The organism is Vibrio sp. JPW-9-11-11, assembly GCF_013369335.1.
Taxonomy (GTDB): Bacteria; Pseudomonadota; Gammaproteobacteria; order Enterobacterales; family Vibrionaceae; genus Vibrio.
On sequence record NZ_SZQJ01000036.1, the window covers coordinates 389,202 to 404,990 of the forward strand.

The 15,789-nt window shown below is 49.4% G+C and carries 18 protein-coding genes; 12 read left to right on the forward strand and 6 right to left on the reverse strand.

Annotated features, from left to right (window positions below):
* The first annotated feature begins 248 nt into the window (after positions 1 to 248).
* Positions 249 to 1,442 carry a DUF3103 domain-containing protein gene (locus FCU94_RS17620; RefSeq protein WP_176289774.1) on the forward strand — a complete coding sequence of 398 codons (1,194 nt, stop codon included), beginning with the start codon at positions 249 to 251 and terminating at the stop codon, positions 1,440 to 1,442.
* A 51-nt stretch (positions 1,443 to 1,493) separates the two neighbouring features.
* On the opposite strand, the gene FCU94_RS17625 is transcribed toward FCU94_RS17620, so the two are convergent.
* Complete coding sequence (locus tag FCU94_RS17625) at positions 1,494 to 2,495, reverse strand: GGDEF domain-containing protein (RefSeq protein ID WP_176289775.1); 1,002 nt, start codon at positions 2,493 to 2,495, stop codon at positions 1,494 to 1,496.
* Positions 2,496 to 2,837: 342 nt separating this feature from the next.
* Between FCU94_RS17625 and FCU94_RS17630 the strand changes: the two genes are divergently transcribed.
* Positions 2,838 to 3,398: a type II secretion system protein gene (locus FCU94_RS17630; protein ID WP_176289776.1), complete on the forward strand. Its 561-nt coding sequence runs from the start codon at positions 2,838 to 2,840 to the stop codon at positions 3,396 to 3,398.
* 162 nt (positions 3,399 to 3,560) lie between these two features.
* A complete protein-coding gene (locus FCU94_RS17635; protein WP_176289777.1) occupies positions 3,561 to 3,812 on the forward strand; it encodes a hypothetical protein in 252 nt (83 codons plus the stop codon).
* Positions 3,813 to 3,955: 143 nt separating this feature from the next.
* Here FCU94_RS17635 and FCU94_RS17640 read toward each other — a convergent pair whose 3' ends face one another.
* On the reverse strand, positions 3,956 to 4,177 hold the full coding sequence (locus FCU94_RS17640) for a DUF2798 domain-containing protein (RefSeq protein ID WP_176289778.1): 222 nt from the start codon (positions 4,175 to 4,177) through the stop codon (positions 3,956 to 3,958).
* 154 nt (positions 4,178 to 4,331) lie between these two features.
* Here FCU94_RS17640 and hpaC point away from each other — a divergent pair, with 154 nt between their 5' ends.
* Positions 4,332 to 4,838, forward strand: a complete 507-nt coding sequence (gene hpaC / locus FCU94_RS17645) for a 4-hydroxyphenylacetate 3-monooxygenase, reductase component (protein WP_176289779.1) — start codon at positions 4,332 to 4,334, stop codon at positions 4,836 to 4,838.
* 48 nt (positions 4,839 to 4,886) lie between these two features.
* Here the strand turns inward: hpaC and hpaR are convergent, their stop codons facing one another.
* From hpaR to FCU94_RS17665, 4 genes are all read right to left on the reverse strand, one after another.
* Positions 4,887 to 5,312, reverse strand: coding sequence for a homoprotocatechuate degradation operon regulator HpaR (hpaR, locus tag FCU94_RS17650; protein ID WP_176289780.1), 426 nt, complete (start codon positions 5,310 to 5,312; stop codon positions 4,887 to 4,889).
* Between the two features lie 165 nt (positions 5,313 to 5,477).
* Entirely contained in the window at positions 5,478 to 6,776 is a 1,299-nt protein-coding gene (locus FCU94_RS17655) for a TRAP transporter large permease (RefSeq protein WP_176289781.1), read from the reverse strand.
* Positions 6,777 to 7,304 carry a TRAP transporter small permease gene (locus tag FCU94_RS17660; protein WP_176289782.1) on the reverse strand — a complete coding sequence of 176 codons (528 nt, stop codon included), beginning with the start codon at positions 7,302 to 7,304 and terminating at the stop codon, positions 6,777 to 6,779.
* Between the two features lie 4 nt (positions 7,305 to 7,308).
* Positions 7,309 to 8,334, reverse strand: a complete 1,026-nt coding sequence (locus tag FCU94_RS17665) for a TRAP transporter substrate-binding protein (RefSeq protein WP_176289783.1) — start codon at positions 8,332 to 8,334, stop codon at positions 7,309 to 7,311.
* 477 nt (positions 8,335 to 8,811) lie between these two features.
* On the opposite strand from FCU94_RS17665, the gene hpaH reads away from it, so the two are divergent.
* The 8 genes from hpaH (at position 8,812) to hpaD (ending at position 15,789) form a co-directional block, all read left to right on the forward strand.
* Entirely contained in the window at positions 8,812 to 9,615 is an 804-nt protein-coding gene (gene hpaH, locus FCU94_RS17670; RefSeq protein WP_176289784.1) for a 2-oxo-hept-4-ene-1,7-dioate hydratase, read from the forward strand.
* Between the two features lie 8 nt (positions 9,616 to 9,623).
* Positions 9,624 to 10,427 (forward strand): 4-hydroxy-2-oxoheptanedioate aldolase, encoded by an 804-nt coding sequence (gene hpaI / locus FCU94_RS17675; protein WP_176289785.1) that lies wholly within the window; start codon positions 9,624 to 9,626, stop codon positions 10,425 to 10,427.
* 31 nt (positions 10,428 to 10,458) lie between these two features.
* Positions 10,459 to 11,106: a fumarylacetoacetate hydrolase family protein gene (locus FCU94_RS17680; protein WP_176289786.1), complete on the forward strand. Its 648-nt coding sequence runs from the start codon at positions 10,459 to 10,461 to the stop codon at positions 11,104 to 11,106.
* Positions 11,103 to 11,879 (forward strand): fumarylacetoacetate hydrolase family protein, encoded by a 777-nt coding sequence (locus FCU94_RS17685; RefSeq protein ID WP_176289787.1) that lies wholly within the window; start codon positions 11,103 to 11,105, stop codon positions 11,877 to 11,879. Before FCU94_RS17680 ends, FCU94_RS17685 begins: the two co-directional genes overlap by 4 nt.
* Positions 11,880 to 11,891: 12 nt before the next feature.
* Positions 11,892 to 13,412 carry a 5-carboxymethyl-2-hydroxymuconate semialdehyde dehydrogenase gene (hpaE, locus tag FCU94_RS17690; protein ID WP_176289788.1) on the forward strand — a complete coding sequence of 507 codons (1,521 nt, stop codon included), beginning with the start codon at positions 11,892 to 11,894 and terminating at the stop codon, positions 13,410 to 13,412.
* Positions 13,413 to 13,480: 68 nt separating this feature from the next.
* Positions 13,481 to 13,873 carry a 5-carboxymethyl-2-hydroxymuconate Delta-isomerase gene (locus FCU94_RS17695; protein ID WP_176289789.1) on the forward strand — a complete coding sequence of 131 codons (393 nt, stop codon included), beginning with the start codon at positions 13,481 to 13,483 and terminating at the stop codon, positions 13,871 to 13,873.
* A 22-nt stretch (positions 13,874 to 13,895) separates the two neighbouring features.
* Entirely contained in the window at positions 13,896 to 14,849 is a 954-nt protein-coding gene (locus tag FCU94_RS17700; RefSeq protein WP_176289790.1) for an AEC family transporter, read from the forward strand.
* Positions 14,850 to 14,931: 82 nt separating this feature from the next.
* Positions 14,932 to 15,789: a 3,4-dihydroxyphenylacetate 2,3-dioxygenase gene (hpaD, locus tag FCU94_RS17705; RefSeq protein ID WP_176289791.1), complete on the forward strand. Its 858-nt coding sequence runs from the start codon at positions 14,932 to 14,934 to the stop codon at positions 15,787 to 15,789.

Genomic DNA, 15,789 nt, shown 5'->3' on the forward strand with positions numbered 1-15,789 from the left:
GTTAAGGAGCGGAGTTTTTCGCTCCTTAGTCGATCATTTCATAAAACCCTCAATAGTGGATATTAAATCTAGGATTGCTAATTTAGGCAAAATTAATGGCCTAAACTTTTGTGTTAGACAGTGATCTTGAGCAGGAAAATCGTTCAAAAACGCATCGTTTTTGTTTCGTTCATCGATGAAGCTGATAGGTTGGTATTGGTAAGAGCAAAAGCTCTACTACTGATAATTATTACAACAAGGAGCATTCTATGCGACCGACTTTTTCTATCAGCTTAATGCTTGCAACGGCAGTGGTTGGCTTTCAGGCCAATGCAACCTCAGGTGATCTTACGTCTCTCGACACTGCGTCTAGAGCGGAAACGATCGCTCAACAAAAACAGCAGCTCGCGCTTCAGTTTAGTCAGCGCTACGCGAGCTTAGAATCGAGCTTGAAACAGCAGATAAACCCAGATCAACTCTCAGCGTCCGTCACTGAAATCCAAGCGGCCCAACCTTACTCAAAGTTTAGTCGTCAGTTGCAGCAAGCTGACCAAGAGTATCGGTCGATAAAAGGTTTGCAGGAGTTCAGTGATGCTTTGATTGAGCTGCGTCTTGCCGACGCCTCGATGATTGATCAATGGAAGCAAGGTGAAAGTCCTTTGTTTGCTTTTGAGCCAGCGGGCGACGACTCAAATTGGCAATATGTGGAAGCGTATGACGTGTACGGACAATTGCATCAGCTCGATGTCTATCAGATGCCCGACGTCCCGGTACTGGTTGTCGACAGCAACGGTGCCGAGGAGCTGCGTGCAGGGCTGCAAGCGATGCAGTCGGAAATGCAGCGATTGGGCCAAGCGACTCAACTCACAACAGATGAACCCGTACATAAAGCCAAAACTCACCGCTTGCAACGCTCAGCGATGACGGCGGATGTACAACCCTTGAACACAACACAACTGACCAAGATCCGTCTTAATGACGACCAAGAGCCGTGGATTTCTGGCAAAGCGGAAGTGTACGCGATCATTACCGGTGTCGACCCTAGCCGAGATGAGCCGCAAATCGACTTAGTTGAAATGCCTTACCTAGATTATGACGGACAAGACTATTATCCTGGGCAAACGATAATTCTGTGGCCTCGTTACCGCTGGGGAGCGGTGGATATGATCTTGATGGAGCAAGATGACGGCACGGATTACAAAGAGTTGGCCAAATTATTAGTACAAGCGGCGGAAGAGATCTTAAAAATGATCCCAGATCCGGAAGTGCAGGGCTATGCGATTATCGCCCAAATCACAGGTAAGATCATCGATGTGATTCCCGATGGCTTGCTCACCAATGATGATGATTATGTCGACGTTTATTATACGCTGATGCAAAACACCAGCTACATCGACCGTCCAGGTGCGGGTGGTAACGCGACAGCCAGTTTTGAACCTGTCACGATTAACCCCTCCGAGTAATTTAATCAGAGAAGGCCTTACGCCTTCTCTTTTCTTATGACGGCGAAAGGGTCAGTGTCGGGCAGCGTGATGAGCTTTTCTTGCCCGTTTCGCGCAGTACATACGTTGATCGGCCAGATGAATGAGTTGATCAATATCTGAGCCGTCTTTAGGGATTAATGCATACCCCGTGCTGGCGCTGATCTGGATCGTTTTGTTGCCAAACTCAAGCGGTGTCGCGAGGCCGGACTCAAGCTCACAGACGAAATCTTGTACCTCTGCAGAGTGGTGGATGGGAGTCAGAATGACCCCAAACTCGTCGCCCCCTAAGCGAGCTGTGGTACTGGAGCAATCGGTAAGCTGCTGTACTCGGTTGGCAAACTCACATATTGCCGCATCGCCAGCAAGGTGCCCCTGACTGTCATTGATCGTCTTTAACCCATCTAAATCGCTAATGATAATCGCCGATTTTTGCGCAAACTTTTGACACTGTTCGAGAGTGGTTCGAAAGCGCTCCATAAACAGGGCTCGGTTTGCCAGCCCGGTCATATCGTCGTGAGTTGCTTTAATAAATAGCGCATCACGGTCGTATTTCTCACACAGTGACATCATTGCGGCGACCATAGTAGCTAACTTGTCGAGTAAGAAAATATCTTGCTGGTCGAATTTGTAGGCGTGGGAAGAAGCGGCTTTTAGCACGCCGATTGTCGTGCCTTGAAACGTCAGTGGCACCACCACCATCGAACGAATGCCCATATTACGGCAGGCCGCTTGGTCGACTCTAGGGTCTGATTCGGCATCAAAACAAGTCAAAACCTCTCCAGACCGAATACATAAACCGGATAAGCTCGAGCCAATTTTAAGCCGCAACCCTAGAGATTTTGCGGTAATACCGGAGGCGGCACGGTAGATCATGTCTTGTTGCTCGGCGAGTTCGATCACCGCGCCATCCGCGTCGACCAGCGACAGGGTACGTTCGACGACAAACTGCATGATTCGGCCAAGATCCAGTCCTAGCTGAGCAATCTCTGACTGTATATTAATGACCTGTATCAGCTTCTGATGTGAAGGCATGGCGTCCTCAGTGATTTATCTCTGTCGTTAGGTGGTGTTTGTGGACGACAAAAGCGTTGTTTTCGCTAAGTAGAGTCGTCACAGACAACCAATGAAAGATTGTTATATATAGTTTTGTCAATAGAGGCCGAAATAGCCAGCGCTGCAAAACAATAATTCATCATCAGCGACTGTCGTGGCGCTAATAGACAGGCGCAGAGGTCTACATTTCGATACCCAGCAGCAATTGTCTATCAAGATCACAGCATGAGTTAATTATGTGCGGTTTTGTATGCGAGTGACGTTATAGTACTCGCCGTTCAATAAGTTGGCGTGATGTTGTAGTAGGTGAGTTTGAACGCGATGAATAGAAATGGATTTACTCTGATTGAGTTGGTTGTGGTGATCGTTATTTTGGGTATTTTAGCGGTGGTCGCCGCGCCAAGATTCCTGAATCTTCAAAGCTCTGCCAAGGTGGCAACGCTCGATGGTATTGCTAGCGCAATGGATGGAGCGATTGTACAAGTTCAAGCGAAGGCGGCAATCAAAGGCCTTACCCCAAGTACAGAAAACCCTGGCGGAACCGATCAAGCCAACTACGTGATTGATTTTGGTATTGGTTCGGTTGAAGTCGACTGGGCCACATTGTGCCCCGAAAGTGAAGGGGAGTCTGGCGATGCGTTAAACATGTTAGATTTTCTTGCGCTCGCCACCAATGACAATCTTACCGCGGCGGTGGGCAATCGTCATACCGTAGTGGGTTATCAACACGATTTTAGCGAAAGCGATTTAAACAGTGCCAATATTGTCACGCCTCCAGCGGGGTGCTATGTGCTGTATGACTCGTTTGGCGGCCGAGAGGGAGGTGTTTGTCCGGCCGAAGGATGTGAATGCACCGTACGCATTGAAGAAAGTGAGTGCTGATTGCAGAGCGTCTGTCCTGCATCTAGGTAAGCCTATCTTCCACAAAAACAGCCCTCAATAAATCCATCTTCTCGGCTTTGATAGCAATATAACTGTCATACCTAAACGATAGAGTACTCGCCTCTAAAGTGGCTTATTCAAACCGTTAAAGTACGTCAGTGTATGACTAGGAAAATTGCTCCCAAAGATCAAAAAATCATCTGTTTAATGCAAAAACAAGGGCTTATAAAAAGAGAAGCGCAGCAACTATTGAAAAAACAAGTTTATAAATTGAGCAAAAGTGAGGTAGATAAAGTCAACAACTATGCCCATCATTTTGGTTTCTCAGTCAAAGAGAAGTTTATTGAAGAAATTCTCGATTTACGGCGTGACGCACTGTTAGAAAAGTATCAAAGTGTTGAGCGCGATGATTAAGTGTTCTGTCAGTTACGACTATTTCGTCGACACGGTATTAAAAACTCGCTGAGCAGACAAGATGGCATCATGAAGACAAAAGCTCGGCGGGCTAAGGCCCAGGTGTAACGTACGCACGTTGATGTTTGATAGCTTAGATTCAATCAACTGAGGTTCGCTAGCCAAGTGGCGAAACGGCGCACTTGCGGCATAATGGTTACGTTGAGCACAAACGCTACTGGCCAGGCAACGACGAAAGCATTAGCCCATGCCTCCAACCATTCGACGTTCAAGCCACTTTTGCTCAGAGATATAACGCCCGACATCATGAGCGCCATAAACAATGAGCCCAAAACGGCTTGAAATAGTTTCTCTTTTCTTGTCATCCGTTCCACTCTCAAATACTGCGAAAAGTACAAGTGATTACCACAAGTGTCTATTCACTCCTCTGGGGCTTTTTTGCATTATTATCGCAGCTGTTCGGTAAACGCCAGCATAAATATAACCAAAAGTCAGAACTCAACACCTTAAGGAATGATTATGTCTCTACAAAAGGATTTTCGCGATGCAATGTCAAAGCTCGCTGCTGCGGTTAATATCGTCACGACAGGCGGTGAAGCCGGGACGGTGGGCATTACCGCAACCGCGGTTTGCTCGGTGAGCGACACACCGGCCACGGTATTAGTGTGTGTCAATCGCAATAGTGCGTCGAATGCCATTTTCAAGCAAAACGGCCATGTCTGCATCAATGTGTGTGCCAGTGAACATCAAGAGATGTCAATGCACTTTGCGGGTATGACGGGCCTTGCTATGGAAGAGCGTTTTGCCCTCGAAGGTTGGCAAACAAACGCAGCACAGGTGCCAGTGCTGCACGGTGCGCTAGCCAATCTGGAGGGCAAAATTACCTCTAGCCAAGAGGTCGGCACTCATACCGTGTTCTTCGTTGAATTGGATGCCATTCGCAGCAACGACAAAGATGGCCTGATTTACTTCGACCGTGAGTTTAAGACGGTGCCCGCGCAAGCTGTGGTTGCCCAAGTCGCTTAATTGCTCAGCACATAAAAAGCTAACACCCACGCGAGCGTGGGTGTTGATTTATCTAGGTTGAATAGCAATCAGCTCATTGAGCAAATCAGACAATTGCTGGTACTTGCTCTCGCCTAACGCTTCTTTGAGCGCCACATACTGCTGCTCAATTTGTGGACGCAGCTGCTCGACTAAGGTTAAGGCTTTATCGGTCAGGTGAATATAGAATTGACGGCCGTCTTGCGGCGACTTTTGCTTAGTGACGTAACCCTGTTTCTCGAGACGACCAATGATGCCAGTTAAGCTCGGGCTGAGAATACACGTCTCTTTGGATAGCGTGGAGAAATCGATAGAGCCTTTGGTATCGAGCACTCTTAACACTCGCCATTGCTGTTCGGTTAGGTCGTTGTCGGCCAAAACCGGGCGAAAGAAGTGCATCGCGATATCACGTGCTTTGATGAGTTGAAGGGGTAAAGAATTTTCGTATTTTGTCACTTAATTAACCTTTATTTATATTCGTTTAGCCAACGGTGCGGTTTTTGCGACTTATTCGTGTTCGATAAGCTATTACAAAGCGCGGTTTGGGTCTAGCTGTTGTGGCTATTATCTGCGAGTAAACGGTAAAACAAAGCTCTTTCATGCAGAAAGAGCTTATTAACGTTAATAAAGCATGGTGGGTAGATACAGCGCGATAGCGGGTATCATTACAATCAGCGCCAGTCGCACCATATCTGCCACCCAAAATGGCAGTACGCCTCTAAAAATCGTTCCAGTGTTAATGTCTTTAATCAGCCCTGATAACACAAACACATTCAGCCCAACGGGCGGAGTGATCAGGCTGATTTCGGTCACTACCACGACTATGATGCCGAACCAAATGGGATCAAAACCGAGCTCAACGATCACTGGGAAAAAGATCGGCACGGTCAACAGCATCATCGACATACTCTCGAATACACAACCGAGAATAATGTAGATCAGGAGAATGATGCCGAGTGCCATCATCGGCGTGACATTGGCGGTCTGAATCAACTCGACCAGCGCAGTGGGCAGTCCGGCACGGTTGACAAAGTTAGACAGAATTAAAGCGGAGATCACCACGGCGAACAAGGATGCCGAGGTTTTGGCGGTGTCGATGAGAATTTCACGCACGACAGAGTAATTGAGCTTTCCGCGCAGCGCTGCAAGGACAAACGCACCACACGCACCGATACCTGCCGCTTCCGTTGGAGTGAATGCACCGATATAGATGCCGCCCATGACGATGACAAACAACAATAACGTCGAAAAAATCCCTTTGAGTGCGATGAATCTCCCCTTCCAACTGACGCGTTCTCCAGGAGGCGCGCTGTCCGGTTTACGTGCCACTACCCATTGCACGGCGGCCAAATAGAGTCCGATACCGAGTAAGCCGGGTAAAAAACCGGCGGCAAACAGCTCACGAATACTGGTTTCCGTTAACAGGCCGTAAATCACCAGCATGACACTCGGGGGAATCAAGATGCCAAGGGTGCCGCCAGCCGCGATGGAGGCGGAGGCGAGGCCATCCGAATAGCCATATTTGCGCATCGGCGGCATCGCGACTTTCGACATAGTCGCAGAGGTCGCTAAGCTAGAGCCACAAATGGCCGAGAAGCCCCCGCACGCTAAAATGGTCGACATGGACAAGCCGCCACGGCGATGTCCGACAAAGGCATTACACGCGCGATAGAGCTCGTTTGAAATGCCCGCTTTGGTGACAAAGTTTCCCATTAATATGAAGAGCGGGATCACCGATAAGCCGTAATCTTGTCCGGTATCGATAATGCGTCTCGCCGCCATCGACATCGCGGCGGTCCAGTTGTAATCATTGATGTACCAAAAGCCGATAAAACCGATCACACCCATCGCAAAGGCCAAAGGCAAACGAAGCAAAATCAAAGCAATTAGAACCGCAAAGCCGATTATTGACTCAATCATTTAGGCCTCCTTGCCCGACATCGAGATGTCTGACTTATTCGGTTTGCCACTCAACATTTTTTTGCTGTAGTAGCCCGTGTTAAACAGTGTGAGTGCCCCGCCAATAAACCCTGTCACTGAAATAAGGTAAGTGACATAGCCAAGGGGCAGTTCGAGAATTTCTGTGACCTCTTCGTACTCAAGTGAGCGGCTGGCCAACTTCCAATTGGTGGCGGCGACCAAAATTAACGAACACGCACAGATTAGATTAATGATGACTTGGCGCAGACTTACCCACTGACTGGGGAAATAGTTGTCCAACAGGTCGACACAGATGTTTTCTTCTTGCCATGAGACGAGAGGAAACGCCATAAACACCATGATCGCGAGCAGTACTTCAACCATTTCGGTTGAGCCAAGCACGGGAGCGTTGAACAGGTTTCGCGCCGTCACATCAACAAAGGTGATGACCATCATCAGGAATAAGCTCAAAGCAGCGAGGGAACCGAGCCCTCGCTCAATGGCTTTAGCGAAACTAAAACCGGTCATAGGATTACAATCCTTGCGCGAGTTGTTGGTTGAAGTACTGGTACGCTTCAGGGCCATTGACTTTGCGTTTTTCAGCGACTTTATACCAGTCGGAAACAAGAGGTTCGCTGGCGAGTTTCAACTGAGAAATCATGTCGGCGCTGGCTGGGGTGAAAGTATGCCCACCCGCGAGTGCCTCTTGATACGCATTTTGGTCGGCGTTATCCCACATCTGACCAAACAAACGTGAGAGTTTTTCCCCCGACACGGAGCGGATCGCTTGTTGATCTTTTTCCGACAGGTCGGCGAAGGTGTCGCGATTCATAATAATGGCGAAGCTACCGCGATACAGGCCACCTGGCACCACCAGAGTGTTGTCAGCCACTTCGGCGAGGCGGAATGAACTCAGCGCTTCAAACGGTAAGTAAGCGCCTTCCACCACACCTTGCGATAAAGACTCGTACACCTTAGTGGTAGGAATGAAAACCGGAGTGACTTTCATATCTTTCGCCATGGTTGACACTACCCCACCGCCAACGCGAATTTTCTTGCCCTCGATATCGCTTAACTGGTTTACAGGCTGCTTAGTGATCAACTGACCCGGCCCATGCACGCTCAGCCCCATTACTTCGACGCCGCGGTGCTCTTTGCCTTTCTTCAGATATTTATCGTAGGTGCGCCAATACGCCATCGACATGAGTTCTGAGCTGGTTCCTTCAGCAAAGGTTGGAATTTCGGGAAGTTGAGTCAATTTGAAGCGGCCTGCTTTGTGGCCATGAAAAATCCAAGTGACATCACCAATGCCATCTGTGACTACGTCGATTTGAGTGTGGGGAGGCGCGAGGTCGTACTCGACCTTTAACGTCACACGACCTTCGGTTGCTTCCTCAATCCATTGGCCCCACGTTGGCCAAACCACTTTATTGATGCCGTGGTTAGGTGAGCCCCAAGTGCTGACTTTGATGACTTTTTCGGGTTCTGCATAGGCCGACATTGAGCTCAGTAAAAGTAGAGCGGATGTGGCCAGAGTGGCGATTTTATTTACTCGCATGACGCTAGTCCTTTTTCGTTCACGTTAGGTGGGTGTGCTCACTGAGTGAGTCATAATCATTTTATTTAATATATTAACTATCCGAGCGAGATTGCAAATTGGATTGTTAATGAAGTGTGGCAAATATACTTAATATGTTAAACAGATCAATTATTGGAAAACAAATTGCCGCTTTTGATCGTTAAACAAGGTGTTTTACTGTCAGATTTCTCTTCAGTGGTGCCAGTTTTAGTGATCTTTATCACTTAATTTGTGAATGCCATTTCGAATACTTTCACACTGATTTTTGTTCTCCTAATTAAATAATTGATTTATAAGATTTTTTACTATTCCCTTGGTCGATTGGACAATAGTTAATATATTAAATAAAGTAGTTAACATGTTAATTAACTTCGTCAGTGCGGATCGCAATCACCTTCGTCACTGAGCGAAATCCACCCTGTGTACTCAGTCGTAGAGATGAAAAAGGAAGAGAGAATGTTAACAAAGGAGCAGTTGCTAGAGGCGGCAGAGCGACTCTACTACGCTGAAAAGCAGCGCGAGCAGATCGCTGCTTTAACCCTTCAGTACCCACAGATGACGATGGACGATGCGTATCAAATCCAGAGCGAATGGGTGGGGCGTAAGGTGCGTGAAGGCGCTCAGGTCAAAGGTTACAAAATAGGGTTAACGTCGCGTGCGATGCAGATGGCAGTCAATATCGATCAGCCCGATTACGGGGTGCTACTCGATGAGATGTTTTTTGCCGATGGTGCGCAAATTCAAGCCGATGACTTTCTCGATCCACGTATTGAAGTGGAGCTAGCGTTTGTTCTTAAAGAGAAGCTCGAAGGGGACAATGTCACCATCTTTGATGTGCTTAATGCCACGGATTACGTGGTTCCGGCGCTGGAACTTATCGCAGCACGTTGCCACCGCACTGACCCAAAGAGTGGCTACACGCGCAAAGTGTTCGACACCATCGCTGACAACGCAGCCAACGGCGGCATTATTTTAGGCGGGCGCCCGATTAAACCCACAGAGTTCGACTTACGCTGGGCGGGAGCCATGCTCTATCTCAACGGACAAATAGAAGAGACAGGTTTAGCCGCTGGGGTGCTCGGTCATCCCGCCAACGGTATTTGCTGGGTGTGCAAACGCTTCGCACCACACGGTGTTTCCCTTGAACCAGGACAGGTGATTCTGGCGGGGTCGTTTACTCGACCCGTCGCTGTAAAAGCGGGCGACACTATCCATGCCGACTTTGGTCCGCTTGGTGGTATCTCGGTCAACTTTGTTTAGGAGTGGTTATGTTACCGATTAATGGTTTTAAACAGCAGCTAAGCCTATCGCAAACGTTGTGGGGCTTGTGGCTCGGTTTACCCGATACCAGCTGTGCGGAAATATGTGGCAGTGCGGGATTCGATTGGGTATTGATCGATGGCGAGCACGCGTCGTTTGATCTCACGAGTATCAAACTTCACTTGCAAGCGCTGGCCGCCCATTCTGCCTCGCCCATAGTGCGCGCTGAAGAAGCCAACTCAACCTTAATTAAACGTTTATTGGATATTGGTGCGCAAACCTTACTGCTGCCAATGATCAACACTCGCGAGCAGGCAGAGCAAGCGGTGAACGCCGCGTACTATCCACCGCTGGGTGAGCGCGGTATTGGCGCAGCGCTGGCGCGCGCGTCACAGTGGAATCGTATCCCCAACTATCTCCATCAAGCCAATGAGCAGGTTTGCGTCTTACTGCAAGTCGAAACTAAACAGGCGATCGACAACATAGAGCAGATCGCCAGTGTCGATGGCGTCGATGGCATTTTTATTGGCCCTTCAGACTTATCGGGATCGATGGGCCACATTGGCAATCCGAGTCATCCAGAGGTGGTGGCTGCCATTGACCACGCGATTGAAGTGATTCAATCACACGGTAAAGCGGTGGGCATTCTTAGCCTAGATCCTAGTCAAGCGCGGCAATACGCCACACGCGGCGTGAACTTTATCGGTGCTGGGGTCGACACCCTGTTATTACGCGCGGGAGCGGAGTCGTTGGCTCAGTCGCTCAAACAGCCAATGGCGAGTTCGAGTCAACTTGTCGACAACGTCTATTAACCGCGCTGAGTTATTAACTAGAGAGCAAAACATGAATACACAACGACAAGGAAAAGTGGTGTGCGTGGCGCTAAATGATGCCGAGCAATTGCAAGCCATGCAAGCGACCTTTGAGCAGCCACCGTATCAAGCGCTGCCAAGCGAACCCGTGCTTTATTTTAAGCCCCACAACACCTGGAACGAGAACCACCAGCCTATCGCATACCCACAAAATGGGTCGCTGGTGGTCGGCGCGAGTGTGGTGCTGGTGATCGGCAAAACCTGTTGTCGCGTGGCGGCGACGTCGGCGCTCGATTATGTGGAAGGGGCGGCACTGCTGCACGATTTTTCGTTACCAGAAACCAGTTACTATCGCCCTGATATTAAGGGCAAATGTATAGACAACTCCGCCACGTTCAGTGAAGCCGTGATGCTGTCTGATATCGGCCAGCTCGACCAACACGTCTTAACCACTTATGTCAACGAGGTGGCGACACAATCGCTACCACTCAAACGCCTGGAACGTTCAGCGTCACAACTGATTGAAAGTATCTCCCACATAATGACTCTTGAAAAAGGGGATGTGATAGCGATTGGCTTTGCCGGTGAGCGCTCGCCAGTTGGCCCCGGTGATAAGGTTCGTTCGCAATTAGGGGAGTTACTGGAGTTAAACGACCAAGTACAAGGAGAGCCAGCATGAAACGCGCACGTATTGAATATTTGGGGGATGTGCTGTCCGTTGTTATTGACCATGGTGGCAATGCGCTGACGGCCGAAGGTGAGAAGATTCCTGCTGGTAAGTTTACTTGGTTATCGCCGATAGAACGGCCAGGTACTGTGTTCGCTTTGGGACTCAATTATGCCGATCACGCTTCTGAACTGGCGTTTGAGCCGCCAAAAGAGCCGCTAGTGTTTCTCAAAGGCGCCAATACCTTAACCGCCCATGGCCAGCCTTCGTACCGACCAAATGATATTGAGTTTATGCATTATGAATGTGAGTTGGTTGCTGTGGTGGGCAAAGAGGCGCGTAACGTCAAGCGTGAGCAGGCGATGGACTATATCCAAGGCTTCACCATTTGTAATGACTACGCGATTCGCGATTATCTCGAGAACTACTATCGCCCTAATCTTAGGGTAAAAAGTCGCGATTCCCTTTGCCCGATCGGTCCGTGGATCGTCGATTGTGATGACATCGAAGACATCAACAATCTCGCACTCACCACCCATGTCAATGGAGAGTTAACCCAGCAAGGCAATACCTCAGACATGATTTTCGATGTACCGTTTTTAATCGAATATCTCAGCAGTTTTATGACTTTGAAACCAGGTGATTTGATTGCCACTGGAACGCCTAAAGGCCTGAAAGATATTCAACCAGGTGATGTGGTGCGTTGCACGATTGAAAGCATTGGCAGTTTAGAAAATCCGGTGTTGTCGGAAGACGAATTTTACGCCCGTCGCACTGCCCAGTAATAAGGAAATAACATGACTCAGCAGCTTGAACAAAACATGGCTACCGCGCAACGTTACTTAGCCCGTTTTCGCGACAATACGTTAGGCCACTATATCAACGGTGAATGGACTTTAGGTACCGACGGCGACACGTTTGAAAACCTAACCCCCACCGACAACACCTCATTAGGCAAGGTCGTAAAAGGCAGTGTCGAAGACGTCGATGCGGCGTGCTTAGCGGCGCAGGATGCCTTTGGTGAGTGGGCGGCGATGTCTGGTGCCGAACGGAAAAAAATTCTCCACAAGCTCGCGGATAAGATTGAACAACGAGCAGAAGAGATCGCGCTCGTCGAGTCGATGGATTGTGGTCAGCCGCTGCGCTTTATGCGCCAAGCGGCGATACGTGGCGCAGCCAATTTCCGCTTTTTTGCCGATAAATCACCTGAGGCGAAAAATGGCCTGTCGCTGCACCAAGACACCCATACCAACTACACCCTTCGTACACCCATTGGCCCAGTGGGCGTGATCACGCCGTGGAATACCCCTTTTATGTTGTCCACCTGGAAGATTGCCCCAGCGCTGGCCGCTGGATGCACTGTGGTGCATAAGCCGGCGGAGTTTAGTCCATTGACCGCGGCGATCCTCGCCGAGTGCGCGCAAGAAGCGGGTCTACCGAAAGGGGTGTGGAATATGGTCAACGGCTTGGGTGAAGTCGCTGGCAAAGCGCTCACCGAGCATAAGGCGATCAAAGCGGTCGCCTTTGTCGGAGAAACCAGCACAGGTTCGATGATTCAGGCGCAAGGCGCACCAACGTTAAAACGTGTCCATTTTGAGCTCGGGGGAAAAAATCCGGTCATTGTGTTTGATGACGCCGACTTTGACCGCGCGCTCGATGCCGTCGTGTTTATGATTTACAGCCTCAATGGTCAGCGCTGTACCAGCTCGAGCCGATTATTGGTTCAAAACGGCATCAAAGCGAAATTCATTGAAGCGCTTAAACAGCGGGTTGAGGCGTTGCAAGTCGGGCATCCACTTGACCCTCAAACTGAAGTCGGCCCGTTGGTTCATCAGTCACACTATAACAAGGTAATGAGCTACATGACCGCGGCGGAACAGGATGGCGCAACGATTGCGGTCGGCGGTCGCAAGCTGACAGAAAAAGGCGCGGGTAATTATCTAACCCCCACTCTGTTTACCGATGCGGACAACACGATGCGTATCGCGCGTGAAGAGATTTTTGGTCCGGTTTTAACCTGCATTAGTTTCGACACTGAACAGCAAGCGATTGAGATAGCTAACGATACGGATTACGGCTTATCAGGCTATATCTGGACGGCAAATACCGGTCGGGCGATGCGTATGGCCACTCACGTGGAAGCGGGAATGATTTGGGTTAACTCCGAGAACAACCGCAACCTGCCGTCGCCGTTTGGTGGGGTGAAAATGTCGGGAATTGGCCGTGATGGCGGTGATTGGAGTTTTGATTTCTACATGGAAACCAAGAACGTGTGTATCGCGCATGATCTCCACACCGTGCCCACGTTGGGCAAATAGCTTAGAGCGTTAAATACCAAGATATCAATCACAAGGGCGCCGACTCGGTGCCCAGCAAGGAGTCGCACGTGCCACATTTTATTTTGGAGTATTCGCCGAATCTTGAATCAGACGTCGATATCCCTGCCTTGATGCAGGCGATACATCGCGAGGCCATCGATACGGGGGTGTTCCCCAAAGGCGGGATCCGCACTCGAGCAATCAAGTGTGATTATTATCTCGTCGCCGATGAAGACCCGGAAAACCGCTTTATTCATCTTACGGCAAAAGTTGGCGTTGGGCGCGATATCAAAACGTTACAGCAGGCAGCCCAGCGGGTGTTTGATGTTTATTGTGCGTGTTTGAACGAGGCCTTTGACCAGCATTATCTCAGTATCGGTTTTGAAATGACCGAGCTGCACCCTCAGCTCAATTTCAAAAAGAACAACATTCACCAAAAGCTGGCGCAGCAAGCGTCTTAATTTGAAAGGTTAGTGGCTCGGCATGCAGCAGCTTAGTTATGTGGTGATGACAATCCTGCCGGTGTTTATTGTCATCGGCGTGGGGTATGTGGCTTTCAAACGCCAGATTATTCCACCAAATGGGCAAAAAAGCCTCGCCGCGTTTGTGTTTAACTTTGGGCTGCCCGCGGCCATTTTTAGTGCGCTAAGCAGTAAGTCTTTAGATCAAATTTGGCACAGCGACTATGTTCTCGCTTACACCTTAGGATCATTGCTTGCGTTTGCCCTAGTTGCCTTAGTGGCCTTGGTTGGACTAAAGCGAACACTTTCTCACGCAGTGGTGCTTGGGTTGGGGGGGAGTTTCTCCAACAGTTTGTTGATTGGGTTTCCTATCATCTACTTCTTATTTGGAACTCAGGCCTTGGTGCCTTTTTCACTGACCTTAGTGGTAGAAAACCTGATCATGTTGCCGCTGCTGTTGGCGCTTGCCGATATGTCGAGCCAAGCATCAACAGGCAGTGTAGCCAAAACCTTATATCAAACTGCCGCGAATCTGGTTAAGAACCCGATTGTGATGGCCATTGTGCTGGGCATGCTTTGCTCGGCGCTCAACTGGCAAGCACCCAACACGGCCGCTCGCATTATTGACATATTGGCGAGCACCGTAACCGGAGTTGCGCTGTTTGCAATTGGTGGTGGCTTGGTCGGTGTTCAGCTAAGTGGGATGAAGCAAGAGATCGGCTTAGTGATGCTGGCCAAGTTAGTGCTGCATCCGTTGATGGTCCTGATATGCCTAGTCGGTTGGTTCGAACTCGACCCCGTTATGAGCGCGGTGGCGGTGATTTTAGCTAGCATGCCAATGTTTGGTGTGTATGCCGTCATTGGTCAGAAATACCAATTGGGCACACTCTGCTCGGCCGTATTGCTACCAACGACATTAGCCGCAATGGTCACGGTCAGTGGCGTCACCGCGTTGGCGCTGACCCTGTTTCGTTAACACAACCGCGGCATTGATAAACAACAATGTATTGCGCAACAGATGCAATCATGACAATAGATGAAATATAAGGAAATTAACCATGGGTAAACTCTGTATCGCAGCAAAAATCACGCATGTGCCGACCATGATCATGTCTGAGCAGCCGGGGCGTTTGTATGGATGCCGCCAGGCGGCGATCGACGGGCACAAAGAGATCGCCAAAATGGCCAAAGAGATGTCGGTCGATACTATTATTGTCCTCGATACCCACTGGCTGGTTAATGCCGGCTATCACGTCAACGCCAACGACAGTTTTAGCGGTAACTACACCAGTCACGAGTTTCCGCACTTTATCCAAAATTTGCAGTACCAATACCGCGGCAACCGAGCGCTCGGGGATTTGATCGCCGATAAAGCGACCGAGAAGGGCGTGTTTACCCTGTCGCACCAAGTTGAATCGCTCGACTTAGAGTACGGCACCTTAGTCCCAATGCGTTTTATGAATCAAGACAACCATTTTAATGTCGTGTCGGTAGCGGCATGGTGTACAGTACACAGTATTGAATCGTCGCGCCTATTGGGAGAAGCGATTCGTGAAGCGGTTGAACAGAGTGATAGTCGAGTGATGCTTTTGGCGTCGGGATCGTTGTCCCATCGAATTTGGGATAACGATGAATATGAAGCGAATAATGGCACCTTTACTATCTCAAAAGAGTTTAACCGCCAAGTTGACTTGCGCGTCCTTGATCTTTGGCGCAGTCGCGACTACAAAACCTTTTTAGACATGTTGCCCGACTATGCGGCGCTCTGTTCTGGCGAAGGTGGTATGCACGATACCGCGATGCTGTTTGGCGCTCTAGGCTGGGACCAGTATCAAGGTCAGAGTACGGTCGTGACCGACTACTTCCCAAGTTCGGGAACCGGGCAAGTGAACGTCGTATTTGAAGTGACGGAGTAA